Annotated in this window: 14 protein-coding genes and 4 tRNA genes; 16 read left to right on the top strand and 2 right to left on the bottom strand. The window is 65.9% G+C overall.

Going from position 1 to position 16,237, the window contains the following annotated elements; all coding sequences use genetic code 11:
• Positions 1–55 precede the first annotated feature (55 nt).
• The 13 genes from AC4JJG_RS03125 to AC4JJG_RS03065 all read left to right on the top strand — a co-directional run bounded on the left by AC4JJG_RS03125 (position 56) and on the right by AC4JJG_RS03065 (position 11,662).
• The gene (locus AC4JJG_RS03125) at positions 56–964 is read left to right on the top strand and encodes a cation efflux transmembrane domain-containing protein (protein WP_495398991.1); all 909 of its coding nucleotides are present in this window, start codon (positions 56–58) and stop codon (positions 962–964) included.
• A gap of 75 nt (positions 965–1,039) precedes the next feature.
• A tRNA-Lys gene (locus AC4JJG_RS03120) sits at positions 1,040–1,112 on the top strand.
• A 66-nt stretch (positions 1,113–1,178) separates the two neighbouring features.
• Positions 1,179–1,481: a hypothetical protein gene (locus AC4JJG_RS03115; protein ID WP_495398992.1), complete on the top strand. Its 303-nt coding sequence runs from the start codon at positions 1,179–1,181 to the stop codon at positions 1,479–1,481.
• Positions 1,482–1,676: 195 nt separating this feature from the next.
• Entirely contained in the window at positions 1,677–2,621 is a 945-nt protein-coding gene (locus AC4JJG_RS03110; RefSeq protein ID WP_495398993.1) for a DUF8832 domain-containing protein, read from the top strand.
• A 35-nt stretch (positions 2,622–2,656) separates the two neighbouring features.
• The gene (locus AC4JJG_RS03105) at positions 2,657–4,942 is read left to right on the top strand and encodes a heavy metal translocating P-type ATPase (RefSeq protein ID WP_495398994.1); all 2,286 of its coding nucleotides are present in this window, start codon (positions 2,657–2,659) and stop codon (positions 4,940–4,942) included.
• Positions 4,943–5,031: 89 nt separating this feature from the next.
• A complete protein-coding gene (locus AC4JJG_RS03100) occupies positions 5,032–5,373 on the top strand; it encodes a DUF1330 domain-containing protein (protein ID WP_495398995.1) in 342 nt (113 codons plus the stop codon).
• Between the two features lie 90 nt (positions 5,374–5,463).
• Positions 5,464–7,071, top strand: a complete 1,608-nt coding sequence (locus tag AC4JJG_RS03095; protein WP_495398996.1) for an alkaline phosphatase D family protein — start codon at positions 5,464–5,466, stop codon at positions 7,069–7,071.
• Positions 7,072–7,159: 88 nt separating this feature from the next.
• Positions 7,160–8,464 (top strand): sensor histidine kinase, encoded by a 1,305-nt coding sequence (locus AC4JJG_RS03090; RefSeq protein WP_495398997.1) that lies wholly within the window; start codon positions 7,160–7,162, stop codon positions 8,462–8,464.
• A 3-nt stretch (positions 8,465–8,467) separates the two neighbouring features.
• On the top strand, positions 8,468–9,097 hold the full coding sequence (locus tag AC4JJG_RS03085) for a response regulator (protein ID WP_495398998.1): 630 nt from the start codon (positions 8,468–8,470) through the stop codon (positions 9,095–9,097).
• Between the two features lie 83 nt (positions 9,098–9,180).
• A tRNA-Glu gene (locus AC4JJG_RS03080) sits at positions 9,181–9,253 on the top strand.
• A 45-nt stretch (positions 9,254–9,298) separates the two neighbouring features.
• A tRNA-Asp gene (locus AC4JJG_RS03075) sits at positions 9,299–9,375 on the top strand.
• Between the two features lie 28 nt (positions 9,376–9,403).
• Positions 9,404–9,480 (top strand) — tRNA-Phe (locus AC4JJG_RS03070).
• 373 nt (positions 9,481–9,853) lie between these two features.
• Positions 9,854–11,662: an Eco57I restriction-modification methylase domain-containing protein gene (locus AC4JJG_RS03065; RefSeq protein WP_495398999.1), complete on the top strand. Its 1,809-nt coding sequence runs from the start codon at positions 9,854–9,856 to the stop codon at positions 11,660–11,662.
• A 6-nt stretch (positions 11,663–11,668) separates the two neighbouring features.
• Here the strand turns inward: AC4JJG_RS03065 and AC4JJG_RS03060 are convergent, their stop codons facing one another.
• Both AC4JJG_RS03060 and AC4JJG_RS03055 read right to left on the bottom strand, forming a co-directional pair.
• Positions 11,669–12,463, bottom strand: coding sequence for a hypothetical protein (locus AC4JJG_RS03060; RefSeq protein ID WP_495399000.1), 795 nt, complete (start codon positions 12,461–12,463; stop codon positions 11,669–11,671).
• Positions 12,464–12,742: 279 nt separating this feature from the next.
• Positions 12,743–14,281 carry an MFS transporter gene (locus AC4JJG_RS03055; RefSeq protein ID WP_495399001.1) on the bottom strand — a complete coding sequence of 513 codons (1,539 nt, stop codon included), beginning with the start codon at positions 14,279–14,281 and terminating at the stop codon, positions 12,743–12,745.
• 99 nt (positions 14,282–14,380) lie between these two features.
• Here AC4JJG_RS03055 and AC4JJG_RS03050 point away from each other — a divergent pair, with 99 nt between their 5' ends.
• From AC4JJG_RS03050 to AC4JJG_RS03040, 3 genes are all read left to right on the top strand, one after another.
• Complete coding sequence (locus tag AC4JJG_RS03050) at positions 14,381–14,929, top strand: TetR/AcrR family transcriptional regulator (protein ID WP_495399002.1); 549 nt, start codon at positions 14,381–14,383, stop codon at positions 14,927–14,929.
• Between the two features lie 80 nt (positions 14,930–15,009).
• Complete coding sequence (locus AC4JJG_RS03045; RefSeq protein ID WP_495399003.1) at positions 15,010–15,681, top strand: CatA-like O-acetyltransferase; 672 nt, start codon at positions 15,010–15,012, stop codon at positions 15,679–15,681.
• Positions 15,678–16,214, top strand: a complete 537-nt coding sequence (locus tag AC4JJG_RS03040; RefSeq protein ID WP_495399004.1) for an AAA family ATPase — start codon at positions 15,678–15,680, stop codon at positions 16,212–16,214. Before AC4JJG_RS03045 ends, AC4JJG_RS03040 begins: the two co-directional genes overlap by 4 nt.
• Positions 16,215–16,237 lie beyond the last annotated feature (23 nt).

Genomic DNA, 16,237 nt, shown 5'->3' with positions numbered 1-16,237 from the left:
AGCCTGCGTATCGAGATCACCGGCCACGAACCGCGCGATCCCCGATACTGATTGCGTGACTGCGCACAGAAATCGGGTCGAGCAGCGCGCACTGGTGATCAGCCTGGTCGCGACGGCCGTGCTGGGCATCGGTGCCGTGCTGTGGGGCATCGTCAGTTCGTCGCGGATCGTGCTGTTCGACGGCGTGTACATGCTCGCGGGCATCGTGCTCGTCGGTGCGTCGATCCTCGCCTCACGCATCGCGGATGCCGAGCCCAGCCTCGAATACCCCTTCGGTCGATCCGCCGCGACCCCGCTCGCCGTCGCACTTCAGGGCGCAGCCTTGCTCGGCACCCTGTTCTACGGTGCCGCCGACGCGGTGAAAGTGATCACGAAGGGTGGCTCGGAGGCCGCGCCGCTCGGCGTGGTGCTCTACGGCGTGGTGTCCTGCCTGGTGTCGCTGCTGATCGCGCTGTGGCTCCGCCGGTACGCCACGCGGTCGGCACTCGCGCGGGCCGAACTGGTGTCCTGGCGGGCCGGTGCGCTGCTGAGCCTGATGGTCGGTATTGGCGGTGGCGTCGCCCTGGCGCTACACCGCAATGGCATGGAAGATGCTGCGGGATATGTGGATCCGCTGCTCGTGCTGCTCGCCTGCGCCGCCATGGTGCCACTCGCCATCGGCCTGATCCGCGAAGGTCTTCGGGAGATTCTCGAAGCCGCGCCGCCGCCCGCCCTGCTGGCCGCGGTCCACGACATCGTCGAGGACGCCCGCATCACCTTCGGGCTCGGCGCGCCCGTCGTGCGCTCCACCAAACTGGGCCGCCGCCTCTACGTCGAGGTCGACTTCCTCGTCGACCACGGCGAGTGGCAGGTCGACGACGAGGACTCCGTTCGCCGCCACATCACCGACCGGCTCGACGCCCTCGGCCACGACGTGTGGGTCACCGTCGAACTCACCACCGACGCCTCCCTGATCGACGACTGACACGTGGGTGGGGCGTCGATCCGATGCCGCACCCAACCTGTAAACTCATCGTCGCCCTGCTCCGGCAGGGTCTGCGCCCCTATAGCTCAGTTGGTAGAGCTACGGACTTTTAATCCGCAGGTCCCAGGTTCGAGCCCTGGTGGGGGCACAAGATGTGCTGCACCGGTTGCGTGCGCGGGGTTCCGGGCCATTGCGAACCTGCGAGAATACTCAGATGACAGACCGTGAACGGATCGTTCTCTGCTGCCTTCTCTGGGCGGCGCCCGGGCAGGCTGATCGGCTCCGCGCATACGAGGACACGGTGCTCGCCCTGCTTACCGAACACGGTGGCCAGGTGATCCAGCGGGTACGCAGCGACGGTTCGGACGGCAATCCCGACGAGGTGCAGATCCTGTCCTTCGACAATCAGGCCGGCTTCGACGGATTCATGGCTGATCCGCGGAGGGCTGCTCTCGCTGCCGAACGGGACGCGTGCGTCGGACGCACCCAGTTGTTCCCGGTCGAGACCGACGGATAGCTGCTGAAAGCATCGTCCTCAGCAGGCTCCGAGGGCATATTGCCCTCGGAGCGCGCTCACGAGGACGTTTTCAGCAGCGCAAGCCGACAGTCCGGTGGGGAGTTCCGGGAGACCCTTGCTAGATACCCCTGAGGGGTATACCCTCGCCACTGTTGATACCTAATGGGGGTATCCGGGCGAAGGGGAGCACATCCGATGAATGCGGCCGGGCGTTTGGCGATCTTCGGGGCCGGGCTGGTGGCGCTCTTCGCCGCCGCGTTCGGGATCGCGGCCGTGGTGGTTCCGGACAGTGCCGTCGCCTCCTGGAAGGAGAAGAGCATGTCAGATCACGGTTCCGAGCACAGCGACATGGCGACTCCGTCGAATGCCGGTGCGCAGCCCGGACTTTCGCTCGCACAGGACGGCTATCTGCTCTCGCCGGTGACCGCACCTGCGCGGGTCGGTGAGCAGGGGACGCTCTCGTTCCAGATCCGGACAGACGACGGTCGACCGGTCACCGACTTCGCGGCCGAACACGACAAGGACCTGCACCTGATGGTCGTGCGCAGCGACGGCAGCCATTACCGGCACGTGCATCCGACGCTCGACCGCTCCACCGGCACGTGGAGCCTGCCCTGGCAGTGGGAGGCCGCGGGCACGTACCGGGTCTTCGCCGACTTCCAGACCGCCGGCGACGATCCCGCGAAGGTTACGCTGACCCGCACGGTCGACGCGGCCGGGGACTTCATCCCCGAGGTGTCGACGGCAGTGCGCACCACGGACTCGGTCGACGGTTTCGACGTCGCGTTGACCGGAGATCTGTTCGCCGACAAGACAAGTGACCTGGACATCACCATCACCCGCGACGGCCGTCCGGTGACCGGCCTGCAACCGTACCTCGGCGCCTTCGGACACCTGGTGGCGCTTCGCCAGGGCGACCTCGCCTACCTGCATGTGCACGCCGAGGGCGCCGATCCGAAGCCGGGACAGACTTCCGGGCCGAACATCGCCTTCATGTCGCAGGCTCCCACCCCCGGCCGCTACCTGATGTACCTCGACTTCCAGGTCGACGGACAGGTCCACACCGCGACCTTCGTGGTGGACGCCACCGGCACGGGTGCACCGGAAGCCGCCCACGGTTCGCATCCGGGTGGACACTGATGAGTAGCGGCGACCGAGCGACAGGAGGAGCAGTCATGGGTGCGCCCACGACCACCGGCGAATCGGACTACGAACTCGACATCGGTGGGATGACCTGCGCGTCCTGCGCGAACCGCATCGAACGCAAGCTCAACAAACTCGACGGCGTCACCGCGACGGTCAACTACGCCACCGAGAAGGCCAAGGTCGTCGCGCCGGCGGGATACGACAGCGAGAAGCTGATCACCACCGTCAAGGACGCCGGCTACACGGCGACCCTGCCCACACCGAAGAAGACCGACGACACCGACGGTGACGAACCCGAGACCGATGCGGAACTGGACTCGCTGCGCACGCGACTGATCGGGGCGATCATCCTGTCGGTGCCGGTCATCGCGATGGCGATGGTCCCCGCATTCCAGTTCACCAACTGGCAGTGGGCCTCCCTGACACTCGCCGCGCCGGTGGTGCTGTGGGCCGCATGGCCCTTCCACAAGGCCGCCTGGACGAACCTGCGGCACGGCACCGCCACCATGGACACCCTGATCTCACTGGGCACGCTCAGCGCATTCGGGTGGTCGCTGTACGCGTTGTTCTTCGGAACCGCCGGAACACCCGGTATGACACACCCTTTCGAGTTCAGCATCGCCCCGTCCGACGGCGCGAACAACATCTATCTCGAGGCGGCGGCCGGGGTGACGATGTTCATCCTCGCCGGCCGCTACTTCGAGAAGCGATCCAAACGCCAGGCGGGCGCGGCACTCCGCGCGCTCCTGGAGTTGGGTGCCAAACAGGTGTCGGTGATCCGTGACGGCGTCGAATCCACCATCCCCGTCGAGGATCTCGCGGTCGGCGACGAGTTCGTCGTACGCCCGGGGGAGAAGATCGCCACCGACGGTGTGGTCACCTCGGGCAGCTCCGCCGTCGACGCGTCGATGCTCACCGGTGAATCGGTGCCCGTCGAGGTTGCCGCGGGAGACGCCGTCACGGGTGCGACCGTCAACGCGGGCGGACGACTTGTCGTCCGTGCCACGCGCATTGGTTCGGACACCCAGCTGGCGCAGATGGCGAAGCTCGTCGAAGACGCACAGACCGGCAAGGCCGACGTGCAGCGACTGGCCGACCGCATCTCCGGGGTCTTCGTCCCGATCGTGATCGCGATCGCCGCAATAACACTCGGCGCGTGGCTGGGCGGCGGATTCGGCGCCACCGCGGCGTTCACCGCCGCCGTCGCCGTGCTCGTCATCGCCTGCCCGTGCGCGCTGGGACTGGCCACGCCGACCGCGCTGCTGGTCGGCACGGGACGCGGTGCCCAGATGGGTGTGCTGATCAAGGGGCCGGAGGTCCTGGAATCCACCCGCGGCGTCGACACCATCGTGCTCGACAAGACCGGCACCGTCACCACTGGTGCGATGGCTCTGGTGGACGTCATCACCGGACCCGGGACCGATCGCGCCGAATTGCTCAGGCTCGCAGGCGCTCTCGAGCATGCCTCGGAGCACCCGATCGCACGGGCCATCGCGGCGGGTGCCGCCGAGGAAACCGGCACGCTGCCCACTCCCGAGGACTTCGCGAACGTGGAGGGCAAGGGGGTGCACGGGATCGTCGACGGTCACGCCGTGGTCGTCGGCCGGGAATCGCTGCTGGCCGACTGGTCGCAGCACCTCGACGACGAACTCGCTGCGGCCAAGCGTCGGGCCGAGAACGAGGGCAAGACGGTGGTCGCGGTCGGCTGGGACGGTCAGGCCCGTGGCATCCTCGTCATCGCCGACACCGTCAAACCGACCAGCGCCGAGGCGATCTCGATGTTCCGGGAACTCGGGCTCACACCGGTCCTGCTGACCGGCGACAACGAGGCGGTGGCCCGGCAGATCGCGGCAGAGGTCGGCATCGATGAGGTCTATGCCGAGGTGTTGCCGCAGGACAAGGTTGACGTGATCACCCGACTGCAGGGCGATGGCCGGACCGTGGCCATGGTCGGCGACGGCGTCAACGACGCCCCGGCGCTCGCGCAGGCCGATCTCGGCATCGCCATGGGGACGGGCACCGATGTGGCCATCGAGGCATCCGACATCACGCTCGTCCGCGACGACCTGCGGAGCGCGGCCGACGCGATCCGTTTGTCCCGCAAGACATTCAGCACGATCCGGTCGAACCTGTTCTGGGCTTTCGCCTACAACGTGGCCGCGATCCCGGTCGCCGCTCTCGGCATGCTCAACCCGATGCTGGCCGGCGCGGCGATGGCCTTCTCGAGCGTCTTCGTCGTCGCGAACAGCCTGCGGCTGCGCGGTTTTCGGAGCGCGATCCCGCAGAAGCGGGAACCGCGGGCGATCTCGGTCTGAGGTTGTCCATGACCTCCGAGGTCGTGGACATCCGCCAAGGCCGGGGCCACGATTGAGGATATCGGCCTCCGGTGGTGAAAGGAACGGCCATGACTGCACGCGGCTACGCGATCGGCTATCTCGACGATGTCGACATGGGGCCGGAGATCATCGAGTACATGTCCAGGGTCGAGGGCACATTCGAACCGTACGGGGGAGAGTGGCTGGTGCACGGGGCGCAGCCCGAGGTCGTCGAGGGGGACCTGCCCGGGTCGGTGGTGATCATCGGATTCCCGAGCTTCGATGATGCCCGCTCGTGGTACGTGTCCCCGGCCTACCGCGAGATCCTCACTCTGCGCGCCGACCACTCCCGGTCGATCGTGGCACTTCTGCCCGGAGTGCCCGATGGCTACCGAGCGGCGCAGACGATCGCCAAGTTACTCGCGGACTGAGCACCGGGTCGGCCGCTGCGGCACAGCGCATCACCCGGATGTCACCTCAGGTTTGCCGGGCCGTGGGATTCGTCGGTGAGGCTGCTGTCCATGCCCTCGAATCAGAATCGGCCCTCGAATCAGAATCTCTCGACACCCGTCTCGCGCCGCGCCCTGCTGCGTGCGGTGGCCGGTGGAGCCCTGCTGATCCCGGCGACCTCGGCGCTCGCGGCGTGCGGATCGTCGGCGCCGTCGGTATCGCGGAACAGGCCGACTCTGACGCACGGGATCGCGGCAGGCGACGCGACCGCCGACGGTGCCCTCATCTGGGCGCGTTCGGATCAGCCCGCGCGAATGATCGTGGAGACATCGGCGACGGAATCGTTCACCAATCCCCGTAAGCACGCGGGGCCGCAGGTGACTCCGGCGTCCGACGGCACCGGACGGGTGCGGGTCACCGGACTCGAACCCGGCCAGACCGTGCACTATCGCGTGACCCTGGAATCCGAGGACGGCGCCGCCGGTGAACCGCTGACAGGAGTGTTCACCACCGCGCCGACGACCCCGCACGACATCCGGTTCGTGTGGTCCGGCGACGTCGTCGGGCAGGGCTGGGGCATCAATCCCGACCTCGACGGGATGACGATCTTCGGTGCGATGGCCGATCGTGAACCGCACTTCTTCATCCACTCCGGCGATGCCATCTACGCCGACAACCCGGTGCCGGAAACGCAGAAGCAGAACGACGGCCGGATCTACCGCAATATCACCGCCGACGGCAAGAATCAGGTGGCGCAGACACTCGACCAATTCCGCGGCAACTATGCCTATAACCTCACCGACAAACACTATCGGCGATTCAATGCGACTGTCCCACAGGTGATCCAGTGGGACGATCACGAGGTCGTCAACAACTGGTTCCCCGGCGAGGATCTCACCGGTCAGAAACGCAAGGGCTACACCGAGATGAGCGTCGACACGTTGACGGACCGCGGCCGTCAGGCCTGGCGTGAGTGGCAGCCCGTGCAACTCGGCACGTCGAATCGCCTGTACCGCACCATGTCCTACGGTCCGCTCCTCGACGTCTTCGTCCTCGACATGCGCAGCAACAAGAATCCCAATCCGGCGGCGTGGGATCCGCAGGACCAGAACGGAATTCTCGGCGCCGAACAGACGCAGTGGCTCATCGACGGTCTGAAGAACTCGAAGGCCACCTGGAAGGTCGTCGCCAATGATCTGCCGCTGAGCATCGTGGTGCCCGACAAGGCCACCACCGTTGCGGGAAAGCCTGCGTCGATGGAGGCTGTTGCGCAGGGCGACAACGCCGCGCCGCTCGGCCGGGAGATCGCCTTCTCCCGGATTCTCCGCGAGACCCGCGACGTCACCGGGCTCGTCTTCCTGACCGCCGATGTCCACTACACCGCTGCCATCTCCTATCACCCCGATCGAGCCGGGTTCAGCGACTTCGCGCCGTTCTGGGAATTCGTGTCCGGACCACTCAACGCGGGGGCGTTCCCGGAGTCACCTCTCGACGGAACCTTCGGTGCCCGATACGAATTCGTACACGCGCCGACCGAGGCGGACACCTCGCCGGCCGAGGGATTCCAGCATTTCGGTGAGGTCGGCATCGACAAGGACAGCCGCACACTGACGGTCACCCTGCGCGACGCCGCCGGCACCCCTCTCTACACCAAGGAACTCACGCCGGAACGTCGTTGAGTGCTCGTCGGGGTAGTGCCTGCACTACCCCGAAGACTCGTGGCACGATCAGTGTGGTGACAACCTCCGGCAACCTAGCGTCGGAGACATGGATGACACCGCCACCACAACACAGATGACCATGCCCACTCAGCAGATACCGCCGGAACCCCCGTCGCCGGAACAGGCGCCGCGACCACCGTCACCCTGGGCGGCCCTCGCCCGGAACCCGTTGCGCTTCCTAACGTCCTCCGATCCGTGGCGGAGCCTCGGCTATCTGATCGGTTCGCTGCTCTTCGGCTGGATCTGCTTCTTCCTGTACATCACGATCCTGCTGCTGCCTTTCGCTCCGCTGTGGTCGTACTACCTGGCCAAGCTGGAGCGGCGGCGCGTCCGGCTCCTGCGGATGACTCCGATCGTCGATCCGCATCCGGTGTTGCCGCCCATGGGATTTCCCGCCCGCGTCGGTGAACGTCTCGGAGAGGCCGCGACCTGGCGGGAGACCGGATACTCGCTGATCGTCGCCGCGCTGGCGCCGGTGCTGTCCATCGGTGTGATGATCTACGGATTCTTCTGCGCGGCAATGTTGTTCGCGCCGCTGCTGGTCAGCTCCGACTACATGATGTTCGGACGCTGGAAGATCGACACCCAGTGGGAGGCCTGGCTCGTCACGCTGATGTCGTTGCCGGTGATCGTCCTCGGCGTGTACCTCTGCGCCTGCGTGTCGGCGGCACTCGGGTCGCTGGCCGCGGCTCTACTGGGGCCGCGCGAGGCCGAACTCGCCACGCTCGTCACAAATCTGCGTGCATCGCGGGGTGTGCTGGTCGACTCCTTCGAAGGGGAGCGGCGGCGCATCGAACGTGATCTGCATGACGGTCCGCAACGCGATCTCGTCGGATTGTCGATGAATCTCGGTGAGCTGCAACTGGCCACCGACGATGCGGGTCTTCGTGACCAGCTCGCCGATGCCCAGGGACGTGTCGAGCAGGTGCTCGCCGGATTGCGCGACACGGTGCGCGGTGTGCACCCGCAGGTCCTCGACGATCACGGTGTCGCGGCGGCCTGCGTGGAGCTCGGCACGACCATCCCCGTTCGGGTGAGCACCGGTCCGGGCTGGCCGTCGGCGGCGCGCTGGCCCATCGAGGTGGAGCGCGCAATGTATTACACCGCAAGCGAAGCCGTCACCAATGCCGTCAAACACGCCTCCGCCTCCACTGTGACCGTGGCCTTCGACGCGACCGGTGATGCGATCACGATGGAGATCGTCGACGACGGCACCGGCGGTGCGGACATCTCCGCCGGCACCGGCCTGGCAGGCTTGGTGGAACGTGCCGCCGCGGTCGGTGCCACCCTGACGGTGGACAGCCCGGCCGGTGGCCCCACGAGGTTGTTCTGGTCGAAGCGGAGGGAGTGACGGGTGCGGATCGTCGTCGCCGAGGATTCGGTGCTGCTCGCCGAAGGACTGCGCCGCATCCTCGAGCGGGCCGGCCACGAGGTCACCGAGATCGTCGGCAACGCCACCGACCTCCGCGCCGCGGTGACCGACGACATCGACGTGGTCGTCACCGACGTCCGCATGCCGCCCGACGACGGCGACGACGGTCTGCGCGCCGCACTGGAGATCCGGCAGGGGAGGCCGGATCTTCCGGTGCTGGTGCTCTCGCAATACATCGCGGTCGCCTACGCCCGGCAGCTTCTCGATTCCGGCGGCTCGGTCGGCTACCTCCTCAAGGAGCGCGTCGGCCGGGTCACCGATTTCCTGCGGGCCGTGGAGACCGTCGCGGCCGGTGGGGTCGTCGTCGATCCCGAGGTGATCGGACGGATGGTCGGGTCGTCGGTGCTGGATCGCCTGAGCCCGCGTGAACGGGAGGTGCTCGCCCTGATGGCGCAGGGACAATCGAACGCGGCCATCGCGGAGAAGCTCGTGGTCTCCGATGCGGCCGTCGCCAAACACGTCGCGAACATCTTCGTGAAACTGGACCTGCCACCGCAGGAGGACAACCGTCGCGTACGGGCGATCCTGACGTACCTCGCCGAACGTCAGTGAATCGCCGAAACCCGACCTGACCACCTGATTTGTGTATTGAATGTGGCGTGTCCTAAGCTAAGTCGGCTCCCAACGGAGAACCGGCCCCCTTCGTCTAGCGGCCTAGGACGCCGCCCTTTCAAGGCGGTAGCGCGGGTTCGAATCCCGTAGGGGGTACGCTTGCCCAGCCCCTACGGGGATGGGTGGCTGATAACAGAACATGGCCCTGTGGCGCAGTTGGTTAGCGCGCCGCCCTGTCACGGCGGAGGTCGCGGGTTCGAGTCCCGTCAGGGTCGCCAAAGGTGTCGGTTTCATGCCGTGCCTTCCGGCCAGGTAGCTCAGTTGGTACGAGCGTCCGCCTGAAAAGCGGAAGGTCGTCGGTTCGATCCCGACTCTGGCCACCATAGAAAGGCCCCCTGTTTACAGGGGGCTTTCCTGTGTCTTGTCCAGATCTCAACTCTGTTCCGTTGGTTTCTGGCGGCTTCGGATGGGCCGAAAGTGGGCCACAACCCAAACTCACTCCTGCGCGTCGGCCACTCGGTCGAGTTCGCCGTCGAACAGGTGACTGTAGATCTTCCGCGTCGTCGCGACGCTTGCGTGCCCGAACCCCGCAGAGACCAGCTTGAGGCCGGCGCCCGCACCTCGGAGGCGGCCGATCTGAGGGCATGCCGCGGGGTGGGGGTGCACTCTCAGCCGGGGGCCTTGTCCTTCGCGCCAACGCGGAGGCTCGTCACAGATTGACTCGAGCGGGCTGTAATGATGCGTTACAGTACTCACGTGAGTGCGCAGTCCGGTGAACTTACCGCAGACGATCTTGGACCGGTGAACGGCCTGGTAGACAACCGTCGCGCCGCAGCGATGCTCGGCGTTTCGATCAACACGTTCCGCGTCTGGGCTACGCGCTCCCGAACTGCGACCTCCGGCATCGCGGCCGCAATGCCGGCGCCGATTGCGACGATGCACGGCCACGTCTATCGCCAGGAGGAGATCGAGGACTTCGGTCGCCAAATCGCCCTTAGCGCCCGCGCGGCTCGAACCGCGGAGCGGAGCCGCGGTGCGTATTTCACTCCCGACGATGCCGCCAAGGTCATGGTCCGATGGGCGATCCGCAACGAGTCCGGCGTGATCCTCGAACCCAGCGTTGGCGACGGGCAGTTCGCCCTCGCTTCCCAGCAGTACGCGGCCAGCCGCGGTTGGGGCATGCTCGACCTGCACGCCTGCGAGCTGGACACGGCCACTGCGGCCCAGGCCGTCGCTAGCGGCGCCGTCGCAGAGGACCGTGTGCACATCGGCGACTTTCTAGCCACAACGAACTTGCCTATGGCCGATGTCGTCATCGGCAACCCTCCTTACGTCCGTCTGCGCGAGCTCGACAGCGTCCTACGTCGCAACGCGCTTGACGCCGCAACGTCCACCATGGGAGGTCTCGCCATGGACAACGCCGGCAGCCTCTGGATGCCATTCGTCTCCAAGGCCACTGCGCAGCTCGCCGCGGGAGGTCGACTCGCCTACGTCCTTCCCCTGGACTTCACGTACGTCCGCTACGCCCGCCCCCTATGGTCGCTGCTCGGCCGGTCGTTCGGACGAATCCGAGTTTTGCGATTTCGTGAGCGCGTGTTTCCTGACATCTCGCAAAACGTCCTCATCCTGCTTGCCGAAGATCGTGGCGGCTCGACCTCGCAAGTCGAGCAGATCGCGCACGACCGTCTCGATGATCTGCCCGATGACATTGGCGAAGGCGTGCCGATCGACCTCTCAGACGTCGTTCAGGGCGAACGTGCGTTCCAGTTCGCACTCCTGCCCGAGAACACACGCGAGGCCCTGGCCGTCCTGGCTCCACACTCAGGCCCAGCGGGCACGCGCGCGAAATTTAACATCGGATACGTTTCGGGCAACAAGAAGTTCTTTCAACCTGACCCCGATAGTGTCAAGGAGTTCCGCCTGCCGAAGCCCTCTCTCATTCCCACGGTCGAAAGCTCGCGCCAGCTCTCGCGCGCCGGCGTCGGCACCAGCTCGATGCGGCCGGCATCCTGGCTGTGGCTACCAGGCGAGAAGCTCACCAAGGGTGAGCGCGAGTACGTGGGACTAGGAGAGCGAGACGGCGTCGACATGGGGTACAAGTGCCGCATCCGCAAACCCTGGTATCGAGTGCCCGGCGTCAAAGTGCCCGACCTGCTGTTGACCACGTTCAGCGACCGGCCGCGCCTGCACCTCAACGACGCGGGCTGGGTAGCCTCGAACAGCGTGCTTTGTGGCTTTGTGCGTACAGACGAGAAGCCACGCGACCTGGTGGACTCCTGGTACACGCCCTTGACGCTGCTCAGCACGGAGCTGCAGATTCATTCCCTCGGCGGCGGAATCATGATTGCCGTGCCCCGTGAGGCGGACGCCGTCCAGATCCTCGACCGGCCTTCGACGCATCACGGTGACGCGAGCGAGCTCGACAAAGCGCTCCAGTCTGGTGATGCGGACGCCGCATACGCCGTCGGCGCTGTTTCCATTGAGCGCCTCGTCGGTGCGGACGGTTTGGCAGCAATTTGGGAAGGAGCGAACCTTCTCACAAGGTGGCGCAGGGCCCAGGCGTGAGGTTGATCATTCCCCGTCGGACACGAGGAGTGAGTCGTCGAGTTCCGCCTCGACCTCCTCATCCGGGAATTCTTCGCTCTGCGTTGGCTCGAAAACGTCCTGCACCCAGAGGTTCCGTAAATGGAACGTATCCACCAGCCGAGGCACGAACGTGCGTATCGACATGTCCAGCGTATCGACGGCGAGTGACACGATGTCGTCGCGCAGCGTCACCGGGTCGGAGTGGAAGTCCACCACCGAGTACGCGAAGTGGTCATAGGATCCGGTCTGGTGCTTGTAAAGGCGGTCGTCGCGATCCCCGATCCCTGCGTACATGCGCGCGAAGCGGCTGTGGTTCGGCTTCTCAGCCTTGACCCATTTGCCATCCTTCTTTTGCCATGGGACGACCTCGAGCGGGTGGAGATAGGCGTATCCGGTGGTGCACATTGGGAAACGTTCCTGCAGGGAGATCGCTTCACCAATGATGTCCTGGTAGTACGTGAGAACGTTCTTACCGACCGAGCTCATTTGGCTCCGCACTCCGATGAGCAAGAGTGGGCCGTTAAGCGGGTGGATGACTGCGACGTCGACGTCCTTAGATTTGTACGAGCCGAAGATTTTCGCCTCTTCGACGACCTTCACGCCGGCTCTTGCAGCCTTTGTGGTGAGGAAGGATCGCAGATCGTCGGCGATAAAGCTGTGGAAGGTCTGGATGAATTCCTGGCTCCGCACCGCATTCTCAGGGTCCGCAACGAAGATCGCCTTCATCTTCGTCAGAACGTCGTGTAGACGCTCCTCCCGCTCCTCATTGCTCCACGGCACCTGTGGTCACACCTCTCCGGCTTGCCAGCGCTAGTCGCGCTCATACTAGCTAGTCCGGATGCGGGAAACGGGCCGTGTTGTCCGCCAGGACTGATTGGGGCCGGATCGCGTGCTCGCCCCCGGGCTGGCCCGGGAGGTCGCGCCGCCGGCACCCCGCAACCACCAAGGTCGATGAGGTCGAGCGCGGCCAGCAGGACCGAGTCCTGCTGACCGGCTTCGGCTCCTTGCCGTGTGTGGCGTCGCTCGCCCGGAATCCGGCGTCGCACCGACCGACTCGACTCAGTGGTCGGCCTCGGCGAGGTCGGCCTGCGCGGACACCCCGCGGAGCATCACACCGGCGAACAGTGCCACCAGGAACAGGATGCCCGCGGCGATCCCACCGGTCCACGAGAGTGCATTCGTGAACGATTCGGTGGCGGCGGTGTACAACGCCGCGCCCAGCTGTCCGGGTAGTTCGCCGGCATGCATGACCGCCGCTGCGAGTGTCTCTTTCGCGGATTCGAGGACACCGCCGGGCAGACCCGCCGGAGCGGAATCCGCGAGGCCCGTGCGGTAGAAGCCGAGCAGCACCGAACCGAGGATGGCCGTACCGAACGCGGTGCCGAGTTCGTAGGCGGTCTCGCTGATCGCGGCAGCCTGGCCGGAGTGCTCCGGACGTACCGAGCTCATGATGAGGTCGTTGGTGAGCGTCATGCCGACGCCCGCACCGAGACCGACCAGGCACAGGGTGATGGCGATGAACCACGGCGGGGTCTCCGGGCTGATGGTGAGCAGCATCGCGAAGCCGCCCGCGGTGATGAGTCCACCGGCCGCGACGACCAGCGCGGTGGGGATGCGTTTGACCAGCGCTGCCGCGATGAATCCGGCGCAGGCGGACACCGCTGCCTGGGGCAGCATCCACAGAGCGGACTGGATGACGCTCAGTCCGGCGACGAGCTGCAGGAACTGAGTGAGCGCGAACATCGCACCGACCAGAGCGAACACCGACAGCAGATCGGTGATGACCGCGCCGGTGAAGGCCCGGACGCGAAAGAGGCGGACGTTGATCATCGGGACCGGCAGACGCAGCTGGCGGATGACGAACAGCACCAGCAGGGCGAGCCCGGCGAAGAACGTGATGAGCGCGACGCCCGGTTCGTCGCCCTCGGCGAAGGTCTTCACGCCGTAGACGAACGAGATCATGCCGGCGAGGGACAGCACGATGCTGGGCAGGTCGATGCGGCCCGGGTTCGGATTCCTGCTCTCCGGAACGAGGAACGGTGCCAGGACGAGAAGCAGCACCATGACCGGGATGTTCATCAGGAACACCGCGTGCCAGCTGAAGATCTCGATGATCCAGCCACCGACGATGGGACCCGCGGCCGCACCCAGGGCGCCCGATGCGGACCAGACAGCCATGGCGGTTCGTCGCTGATCGCGGTCGAGGAACATGTTGCGGATCAGGGAGAGCGTGCCCGGCATGATCATCGCGCCGGCCACGCCGAGCAGGGCGCGGGAGGCGATCAGCATCCACGGCGCGGTGGACAGTGCGCCGAAGATCGACGCGACCGCGAATATGACCGCGCCGATGAGCAGGACTTTGCGCCGTCCGAAGCGGTCGCCGAGCGACGACATCGTGATGAGCAGACCGGCGAGCATCAGGGCGTAGATGTCGAGCATCCACAGCTGCTGGGTGCCGGTCGGCTGCAGGTCGGCGGCGATGTCGGCGAGGGCGAAGATCAGCACCACCCCGTCGATCGCGATGAGCAGCATCGGCAGCACGAGTACCGCCAATCCCACCCAGGTCCGGGTCGTGGCCCGCTCAAGTGTGTCGGTCATGAGATGTCTCCTGTCGGGGTTTATTCACCATGCGGTGTTTATTCACCAAGTAGTGTACTACACCAACAGGTATACTAACGATGTCGATGGGAGACGCAAATGGCACGACCGAGTGCACGACCCAGATTGATCGAGGCCGCCCTGACGGTGGTGGAGGAGCGTGGCATCACAGCACTGACGCTCGACGCGGTCGCCGAGCAGGCCGGCGTGACCAAACGCGGCCTCATCTATCACTTCCCCAGCAAGCACGCGCTGCTCACTGGTATTCACGAGGATCTGGCCGCGCGAATGGAGCAGGAACTCCTTGACGCCACGGGGCGGGAACCCGAGGGAGCGTCGCTTGTCGAACGCACCCGCGGATACGTGCGCGCCTCGCTGAGGTCGCCGACGAACGTCGAGATGCGGCTCATCATGGAAGCCGCCAACGAGCCGGAGTGGATAGCGCCGTGGGAGCGCGTCTACCGGCGCTGGTTCCCCGAGGAGGAGCAGTCCGTCGACGAGCTCGACGACCTGTCGCTCCGGTGCCTCGTCGCGCGAATGGCCGCCGACGGTTCCTGGGGATACGAGAGCATCCTGGCCTCTCCGATGACCCCGGAAGCGCGTGAACGCCTCGTGGCGAAGATCCTGGAGGTTGTCGGCGAGGGGTGAGTGGTACTCGTCCTTCCGGGTTCGCATGCCGCGTGCTTATTGGGTTGAAGGCCCACGGGCTCCGAGTGCAGGCTGGTCGTATGGCAGCTTCGCAGCCCATCGATCCGGAGGGGTGGCCGCGGCGTGAGTGGTTCGAGCACTACCGTTCACGTCGTCCGACCTACTGTTCGATATCCGTCGACGTCGACGTGACGGCTCTACGGGAAGCGCTGGCCGCGTGTGGGCGGAAGACCTATCCGGCGCAGGTGTGGGCGCTGGCGTCGGTCGTCAACAGGCACCCGGAATTCCGGATGACCGTCGATGATTCGGGCACGCCCTCGGTGTGGGACATCGTCGATCCATCGTTAACGGTGTTCAATCCCGAACGCGAGACGTTCTGCAACGTCTGGATGCGGTATTCGCCCGACTTCGGTGAATTTCATGACCGGGCGATCGGGCTCCTCGCCGAATATCGCAGTGCGACAACGCCGTTTCCGCAAGGTTTTCCGCCGCCGCCGAATCTCTTCGACGTCTCGAGTCTGCCGTGGACGTCCTTCACGAGCTTTGCGCTCCACATGCATTCCGGCTGGGACCATTACGCGCCGTCGTTCACGCTCGGCCGGTTTCGGGCCGACGGTGAACGCATCGTGATGCCGATGTCGGTGCAGATTCACCATGCCGTGGCCGACGGGTTCCACCTGTCGCGGCTGGTCGAGGAGTTCAGCGACCTGGTTGCCGAGCCCGGTTGGGTGACAGGCATCGAGCCCGCATGAGTGACGTGATCATCGTGACCGGTCCACCCGGAGCCGGGAAGACCACGGTCGCCCGGCAACTCGCCCACCGATACGAGCGGGCGGTACACCTGCACACCGACGACTTCTGGCACGCCATCGTCTCCGGCGCGATTCCGCCGTACCTCCCGGAATCCGATTCGCAGAATCAGACGGTTGTCGGCGTGACCGCTTCGGCCGCATTCGGTTATGCCGCAGGAGGTTACGGCACGATCGTCGATGGCATCGTCGGTCCCTGGATGCTGCATCACTACTTGCGGGTGTCACGCGAGAACCCCGATACGGCAGTGCATTACGTCATTCTCCGGCCAGACCGTCGCACCGCATTGCGCCGGGCGCAGGGGCGCACCGAGCCCGGTGCGCTCACCGACGAGCATGCAGTCCTGACGATGTGGGATCAGTTCGCCGAGCTCGGCGCCTACGAGCGGCACGTGCTCGACACCACCGGCCTTTCGGTCGCGGACACGGTCGACGCCGTGCGCGGTGCCGTGCGGGAGGGTCTGCACCGGTTCTGATCAGGCTGGGCCCCTCGAATATC

The sequence above is a fragment of the Gordonia sp. B8661-1 genome (genome assembly GCF_059427765.1).
Note: the sequence above shows the minus strand (reverse complement) of the source record. Positions and strands in the feature narration are given on the sequence as shown.

What these genes read in the sequence shown, in the direction of transcription:
- AC4JJG_RS03115 (WP_495398992.1), top strand. Translation starts at nt 1,179, where the DNA reads ATGACAGACCGTGAACGGATCGTTCTCTGCTGCCTTCTCTGGGCGGCG.
- AC4JJG_RS03110 (WP_495398993.1), top strand. Translation starts at nt 1,677, where the DNA reads ATGAATGCGGCCGGGCGTTTGGCGATCTTCGGGGCCGGGCTGGTGGCG.
- AC4JJG_RS03105 (WP_495398994.1), top strand. Translation starts at nt 2,657, where the DNA reads ATGGGTGCGCCCACGACCACCGGCGAATCGGACTACGAACTCGACATC.
- AC4JJG_RS03100 (WP_495398995.1), top strand. Translation starts at nt 5,032, where the DNA reads ATGACTGCACGCGGCTACGCGATCGGCTATCTCGACGATGTCGACATG.
- AC4JJG_RS03095 (WP_495398996.1), top strand. Translation starts at nt 5,464, where the DNA reads ATGCCCTCGAATCAGAATCGGCCCTCGAATCAGAATCTCTCGACACCC.
- AC4JJG_RS03090 (WP_495398997.1), top strand. Translation starts at nt 7,160, where the DNA reads ATGGATGACACCGCCACCACAACACAGATGACCATGCCCACTCAGCAG.
- AC4JJG_RS03055 (WP_495399001.1), bottom strand. Translation starts at nt 14,281, where the DNA reads ATGACCGACACACTTGAGCGGGCCACGACCCGGACCTGGGTGGGATTG.
- AC4JJG_RS03050 (WP_495399002.1), top strand. Translation starts at nt 14,381, where the DNA reads ATGGCACGACCGAGTGCACGACCCAGATTGATCGAGGCCGCCCTGACG.
- AC4JJG_RS03045 (WP_495399003.1), top strand. Translation starts at nt 15,010, where the DNA reads ATGGCAGCTTCGCAGCCCATCGATCCGGAGGGGTGGCCGCGGCGTGAG.
- AC4JJG_RS03040 (WP_495399004.1), top strand. Translation starts at nt 15,678, where the DNA reads ATGAGTGACGTGATCATCGTGACCGGTCCACCCGGAGCCGGGAAGACC.